Annotated in this window: 8 protein-coding genes and 1 riboswitch; of the genes, 2 read left to right on the top strand and 6 right to left on the bottom strand. The window is 71.7% G+C overall.

Going from position 1 to position 6512, the window contains the following annotated elements:
- The 3 genes from E7Z54_RS19580 to E7Z54_RS19570 form a co-directional block, all read right to left on the bottom strand.
- Positions 1-350 (bottom strand): FAD-dependent oxidoreductase (locus E7Z54_RS19580; RefSeq protein WP_206056416.1); only part of this gene is annotated, 350 nt, incomplete at its 3' end.
- 1 nt (position 351) lies between these two features.
- Positions 352-972, bottom strand: coding sequence for a thiamine phosphate synthase (locus tag E7Z54_RS19575; protein WP_136436399.1), 621 nt, complete (start codon positions 970-972; stop codon positions 352-354).
- Positions 972-1081: riboswitch (TPP riboswitch) on the bottom strand. It overlaps the preceding gene by 1 nt.
- Complete coding sequence (locus E7Z54_RS19570) at positions 1047-2159, bottom strand: NAD(P)-binding domain-containing protein (protein ID WP_168798425.1); 1113 nt, start codon at positions 2157-2159, stop codon at positions 1047-1049. (Overlaps the previous riboswitch by 35 nt.)
- 96 nt (positions 2160-2255) lie before the next feature.
- Between E7Z54_RS19570 and E7Z54_RS19565 the strand changes: the two genes are divergently transcribed.
- Positions 2256-3947, top strand: a complete 1692-nt coding sequence (locus E7Z54_RS19565; RefSeq protein ID WP_136436404.1) for a fumarate hydratase — start codon at positions 2256-2258, stop codon at positions 3945-3947.
- Between the two features lie 45 nt (positions 3948-3992).
- A complete protein-coding gene (locus tag E7Z54_RS19560) occupies positions 3993-4358 on the top strand; it encodes a hypothetical protein (RefSeq protein WP_136436398.1) in 366 nt (121 codons plus the stop codon).
- 31 nt (positions 4359-4389) lie between these two features.
- Here the strand turns inward: E7Z54_RS19560 and E7Z54_RS19555 are convergent, their stop codons facing one another.
- The 3 genes from E7Z54_RS19555 to E7Z54_RS19545 form a co-directional block, all read right to left on the bottom strand.
- Positions 4390-4590, bottom strand: coding sequence for a hypothetical protein (locus tag E7Z54_RS19555; protein ID WP_206056415.1), 201 nt, complete (start codon positions 4588-4590; stop codon positions 4390-4392).
- Positions 4591-4811: 221 nt separating this feature from the next.
- On the bottom strand, positions 4812-5183 hold the full coding sequence (locus tag E7Z54_RS19550; protein WP_136436397.1) for a hypothetical protein: 372 nt from the start codon (positions 5181-5183) through the stop codon (positions 4812-4814).
- A gap of 126 nt (positions 5184-5309) precedes the next feature.
- On the bottom strand, positions 5310-6512 hold a 1203-nt coding region (locus E7Z54_RS19545), incomplete at its 5' end, for an HNH endonuclease signature motif containing protein (protein ID WP_168798424.1).

Here is a 6512-nt window from a genome sequence, read left to right as displayed (position 1 = left end):
AGCAGCTCCGCGGCGTGCCCGTGGCGGGCCACCAGGGCGACCTGCCGCTCCACCTGCTGGACGTCGCCGGCGTCGTACCCGACGAGGAGCGTCCCGTTCGCCCGCAGGTCGACGCCCAGGCGCGCGGCCAGGTCCGGCCACAGCGCGAGCGAGGCCAGGCCGAGCCGGAGCACGTCCTCCTCGCCGTGCCAGACCTCCGCTGCCGGGCTGAGCATCCCGGCGGCGGCGTACGACGCACCCTGCGCCGGGCACGGATCGACGACGGTCACGGCGTGGCCGCGCCGTCGCAGCTCGTCGGCGACCGTCAGGCCCACAATGCCGGCGCCGAGCACGGTGACCCGCATCCCCATCTCAGGCACCGAGCGCTGCGACGAGCTCCTTCGCTGCCTGCACCGGATCGGGATGTCGCCACAGTCCGCCGATCACGGCGACGCCGGACGCACCGGCCGCGATCACAGCCGGGGCCTCGCTCGCCGTGACGCCGCCGATCGCGATCACGGGCAGCACGCCGGTGGCCGAGGCCAGCCCCGACGGTCCGAGCGGCTCCGGAAGCCCGTGCTTGCTGCTGCTGGCGAAGACCGGGCCGACACCGGCGTAGTCCGCTCCCTCGACGGCAGCCGACTCGACCGCCTCCCGTGACCGACACGTCACACCGAGGAGCAGGCCGGAGCCGATCCTCCGCGCGACCGCGACGGGCAGGTCGGCCGACCCCAGGTGCGCTCCGTCGGCCTCCGCAGCGACCGCGACGTCCACCCGGTCGTTCACCGTGACGATCGCGCCGGCCGGTCGCACCGCCGCGATCACGGTGCGGGTCAGCTCGATCAGTCGGCGGGCGTCGTAGGACTTGGCGCGGACCTGGAAGCCGTCGACGCCGGCGGCAGCCAGTTGCGGCAGCAGGGTGAGGTCGTCGTGCTCCGAGACGATGCAGGTCAGGCGGGGAACGGTCGGACCGACCCGGTCGACAATGTGCACGGGAGTGCTCCTTCGCTTCCTTCGCCGGTATGAGCCGGATCAGGTTCAACGGTCGGAGCGGCTACAGCTCCCTCTCAGCCCGCTGCCGCGGACTCCCGTGGGTTGGATGCCTCCGAGGATAGCCGATCGCCGTGACCGGCCAAGTAACGCCGTACGGCGAGCGCTGCGGCCCGGCCCGCCCGATTGCCGCCGATGGTGCTGGCCGAGGGCCCGTAGCCGACGAGCTGCACCCGCGGGTCGAGCGCGGCGGTGGTCGAGGTCTGCACGTCGGTGCCGCCCGGGAGCAGGGCGATGCCACCGTGCTCGCTGCGCAGGTGGAGCGGCGCGAGGTGGCTGACCGCCGGCCGGAAGCCGGTCGCCCAGAGGATCACGTCGACGCGCTCGAAGGCGCCGTCGGCCCAACGCACACCATCGGGCTCGATCCGGGCGAACATCGGCCGCCTGCGGTCGTAGGCACCGAGCCGGGCCGCCTCCTGCTCCTGCGGGCGCAGCGCAAGCCCGGTGACGCCGACGACGCTCGCCGGCGGCAGGCCCTCCCGCACCCGCTGCTGGACGAGGCTGATCGCGTCCCGCCCGGCCTGCTCGTCGAAGTGGTCGCGCCACAGGGGCTCGCGCCGGGTCACCCACAGGACGTCGGTCCGCGGCGCGAGCTCACCGATGAACTGCACCGCGGATGCGCCCCCGCCGACGACCAGGACCCGCCTGCCGTCGAAGTGCGCGGGTCCCGGGTAGTCGACGGTGTGCAGCTGCTCGCCGAGGAAGGTCTCCGCGCCCGGGTAGTACGGCACGAACGGCTGCGTCCAGGTGCCTGTGGCGTTGACGAGGGTGCGGGTGCGCCAGGAGCGGTCCGCGGCACGGACCACGAGCAGGTCGCCGTCGCTGGTGACCCGGTCCACCCGCACCGGCCGCACGACCGGCAGGCCCCGCTCGGCCTCGTAGCGGCCGAACCAGTCGGGTACGACCACGTTCGCCCGGTCCTGGGAGCGGCCCGGTGCTGGGGCCTGCGGGAGGTCGGCGACGCCGTGCACGTCGTCCATGCTCAGCGAGTCCCAGCGGTGCTGCCAGGCGCCGCCCGGCCCGGGGTTGGCGTCGAGCAGCACGTGGTCGATGCCGAGACGGGTCAGGTGGTACGACGCGGACAGGCCGGCCTGTCCGGCTCCGATCACCAGGGCGTCGTACACGTGCACGCCGGTGCAACAGCAGCAGGTCGTCTGCTATGCCGTCAGGTCGGTCACGTGGACCGCGGTGACCCGGATCCGCCGCGCGGGATATTCTCGGTAGTCGTGGCTGAAGCTGAGTTCCGGTACTCCGACCTCCTCCCGACCGGCAGGGACGACACTCCCTACCGGCTGGTCACGACCGAGGGAGTCCAGGTCGTCGAGGGGCCGGGCGGGCGGACCTTCCTGCAGGTGGACCCGGCGGCGATCCAGCGGCTGACCGCGGAGGCGATGCACGACATCAGCCACTACCTGCGGCCCGCGCATCTCAAGCAGCTGCGCAGGATCATCGACGACCCCGAGGCGTCGGGCAACGACCGGTTCGTCGCTCTCGACCTGCTCAAGAACGTCAACATCTCCGCGGGCGGCGTGCTGCCGATGTGCCAGGACACCGGAACCGCGATCGTGATGGGCAAGAAGTCCGAGGGCGTGCTCACCGGGGCCGACGACGCCGAGTGGATCAGCAAGGGCGTCTACGACGCCTACACGAAGCTGAACCTGCGCTACAGCCAGCTCGCCCCGCTGACGACGTACGAGGAGAAGAACACCGGCACGAACCTGCCGGCTCAGATCGAGCTCTACTCCACGCCGGGCGTGGACGGCCGGTCCCCCGAGTACAAGTTCCTGTTCATGGCCAAGGGCGGCGGCTCGGCCAACAAGTCGTTCCTCTTCCAGGAGACCAAGGCGGTCCTGAACCCGAAGCGGATGCTGGAGTTCCTCGACGAGAAGATCCGCTCCCTCGGCACCGCCGCGTGCCCGCCGTACCACCTCGCCGTGGTCATCGGTGGCACGTCGGCGGAGTTCGCGCTGAAGACCGCGAAGTACGCGTCCGCCCACTACCTCGACAACCTCCCCACCGAGGGCTCGATGAGCGCGCACGGCTTCCGCGACCTCGAGCTCGAGGAGGAGGTCTTCAAGCTGACCCAGGGGTTCGGCATCGGCGCCCAGTTCGGCGGCAAGTACTTCTGTCACGACGTGCGGGTGGTGCGGCTCCCCCGCCACGGCGCGTCGTGCCCGGTCGCGATCGCGGTCTCCTGCTCGGCCGACCGCCAGGCGCTCGGCAAGATCACCGCCGAGGGTGTCTTCCTCGAGCAGCTCGAGACCGACCCGGCGCAGTACATGCCCGAAGCCGGCGTCGCCGAGGACATCGCCGGCGGTGAGGTCGTCGAGATCGACCTGAACCGGCCGATGCCTGAGATCCTGGCGGTCCTCACCAAGCTGCCGGTCAAGACGCGGCTCTCCCTCACGGGGCCGCTCGTCGTGGCCCGCGACATCGCGCACGCCAAGATCCAGGAGCGCCTGGACGCCGGCGAGCCGATGCCGGAGTACATGAGGAACCACCCCGTGTACTACGCCGGGCCGGCCAAGACGCCCGAGGGCATGGCGTCCGGGTCGTTCGGCCCGACCACCGCCGGCCGGATGGACTCCTACGTGAAGTCCTTCCAGGCGGCCGGCGGGTCGATGGTGATGCTCGCGAAGGGCAACCGCAGCAAGCAGGTCACCGAGGCGTGCAACGAGTTCGGCGGCTTCTACCTCGGCTCCATCGGCGGCCCCGCCGCGCGGCTCGCGCAGGACTGCATCCGGAGCCAGGAGGTGCTGGAGTACCCCGAGCTCGGCATGGAGGCGGTCTGGAAGATCGAGGTCGAGGACTTCCCGGCCTTCATCGTGGTCGACGACAAGGGCAACGACTTCTTCACCGATCCCTCGGGTGCGGTCACCGTGCCGCTCGCGGGCATCCGGGTCCGCTCGGCGCAGTAGGCGTCCGGCGGGGTTGGCTCGCCGCGATCGGGTACCGCCTCGGACATGGCTGTGACTGCATTCCAGGACCTGCCGCTGGCCGACCGTGACCGCGAGTGGGACGGCGACGCCGCCGAGAAGCGGGTACGACGCTGGGCCGGCGCCCAGGACGAGCCCAACGAGAAGTACCGCGACGCGCATGTCTGGTACGACGCCGACAAGAAGGACAACTTCACCGCCTACAAGCTGCTGATCGCCGACGTCATCGGCGACCAGCTGACGGCGGTGCCGCGCGGCGTCATGGCGGCCGGCGCCGTCATGCAGGGCTCGCGCGGCGGCGTCGACCTGCCCGAGGACGACATCGACCGAGTGAAGAGCCACTTGGCGAAGTACTACAGGAAGATGGACGACACGGCACCCTGGGAGGACTAGGCCCCCCGCGGCGCTCTCGTCGGGAGGGTTGTCAGCGTTCGGTGAGCAGATCCCAGGCGACGCCGACGTCGAACCCTGCACACACCGCCGGGTACCACGCAGGGAACAGGGACCCACTGCCCGGCTCGTGGGTGAGGTCGAAGACTGCATGCGCGAGCCAGCCCGACGCCGCGACCTGACCTGCGCGACCACTCCGAAGGGCGAGGGCGGCCACGAGCCCCGTGGCGGCCACGCTGCCAACCTCTCGGAGGATCGCTCCCCTGTCCGGAGCCGCCCTGCGCGCGAGTGGGTAGACGAGTGCGACCGGAACCAGCGACAGTGACAGCGCGCTCTGGCGCCGTTCTGGCGCGAGTCGTCGCAGACCTGCCGCTGTCAGGCGACCGCAACCGACTGCTGCTGCCACGGGCGCAGCGGCTGCGATGAAGGCGATCGACCTCCGGTTCGGGGAGGTCTTCACCGTTCTCCGAAAAAAAGCGCCGCGATCGGCGCATGCCGCCGCAATGCCCAGATGCCCGCCGCGACGAACGGGACTGGAACCAGCGCAGCCGTGAGACCTCCCCGCGCGCCGACCGATGGTGTGGCGACAGCCCCGGCGACAACGTCGAGGGTGTCGCTGGCGAGCGTCACGGCGCCCCACAACGCGGCGCCGTCCTTCGCTGAGAGCGCCGAGCCCGCCCCCAGAACGACGTCGCGGATCCCCACCGTTCGAACCAGGAGCGCGAACGACGGGTCGTTGGTGCGTGTGAGCAGTCGAGGAGCGGCGATCAGGCTTGCCCCGACCGCCAGCCGCACCAGCCCCATGGCTCGGATCCGGGAGATCTCCATCCAGCGCACGCTAGGAGGGTCCGGCGGGGCTTGTCCATAGCCCTAGGCCGAGGCACGCAGGGGCCGTGGTCGGAGTTCCGGACGTGCCGGTGGCCCCGCTGGTGGGCGGGGTGTGGGGCGTGGTGGCTAGTGGTCGGGTGGGTCGAGGGCGTGGGTGCCGTGCTGGTCGACGAGGTAGTGGCGGTGGTGGGGGCTGGTCCATAGGTAGGTGCCGGGGTCGATCACGGCGTAGCGCCAGGCGGAGTGGGTCTTGGCGCGGTGGTGGCGTCGACACAGGGGGACCAGGTTGCACGGGCAGGTCACGCCGCCGCGGGTGTGGGGTCGGGCGTGGTCGAGGTCGCAGCGGGTTGCCTGGCGTGGGCACCAGGGGTAGCGGCAGGTGTGGTCGCGGAGTCGGACGCGTTCTCTGAGCCGGTCGGGGATCTCGTAGGAGTCGACCGGGACGTGGTCGGCCAGGTCGATCACCGGCTTCACGGTGATGCTGGTGCCGGGGGTCTGCAGCCATTCGCGGATCTGTTCGACGCTGATCGGGGTCTGGCGGTCCTCCCACCGGCCCACCGGCGCACCGCCGGCAGCGGCATCCGTGCTGGTGTGGGTGATCGCCGTGTCGGCGAGGTGGATGTGGAGGACCGCGCGCCGGCCGGCTGCGGCGACGGTGACCTCACCGGTCTCTTCATCAACCACTTCCAGATCGAGGGTCAGGTCGTTGCGGGCCAGCTCGCCGACCGCGACCGCGCGGCGCACGTCCAGGGTCCCGTGGTGGCCGAGCTTGCCGAGAAGGACGGCACGGCGTCGGATGGCGGTGTCGAGGTCGGCGCCGTCGGCGGCGTCGAGGAGGCCGTCGACATGGACCAGACCGTGGGCGTCGACCGCGTGCAGCTGGTCGAGGTCGACGTCGAACCGGCGTCCGTCGGCCGCGTCGGCGCGGCGGGCCTCGGCCAGGTCGGGGTCGTGCAGGCTGATCGCCTCGGTGACCAGGCGTTGGATCTGGGCGAAGGTGCAGGTCCCGACGAACCCGCGCAGCCGACCGTCGACGTGGGCCGCGGCGTGCCGTGAGAGGGGGCGGGTGAGGTCGGCGACCTGCTCGGCCCGGTACGTGGAGCACCGGCCGTCGAGGACGGCGGCGTAGATGCCGGGGAGTCGCCAGGCGCACTCGATCACCCGACCCACGTAGGCCCGGCCGCCGTCGGGAGAGCGTTCCAGGGTGGCGATGAGCTCCATCAGCCCGAACTCCGAGACCAGGGGTGCGCCGGGCCCGGCGATCGGGATCCCGGTGTCGAGGAACCCCGCGGTCAGGGTCGCGGCCCCGGCCGGGCCGTCGACGACGTG

The sequence above is a fragment of the Nocardioides sp. genome, from assembly GCF_004803405.1.
In the GTDB taxonomy this organism is placed as follows: Bacteria; Actinomycetota; Actinomycetes; order Propionibacteriales; family Nocardioidaceae; genus Nocardioides; species Nocardioides vastitatis.
The sequence above is the reverse complement of the archived record's forward strand: the minus strand, read 5'-3'. Positions and strand labels throughout refer to the sequence as shown.

Excerpts from the sequence above, each read along its gene's own strand:
- E7Z54_RS19560 (WP_136436398.1), top strand. The coding sequence starts at position 3,993 with ATGGCTGTGACTGCATTCCAGGACCTGCCGCTGGCCGACCGTGACCGC.
- E7Z54_RS19550 (WP_136436397.1), bottom strand. The coding sequence starts at position 5,183 with ATGGAGATCTCCCGGATCCGAGCCATGGGGCTGGTGCGGCTGGCGGTC.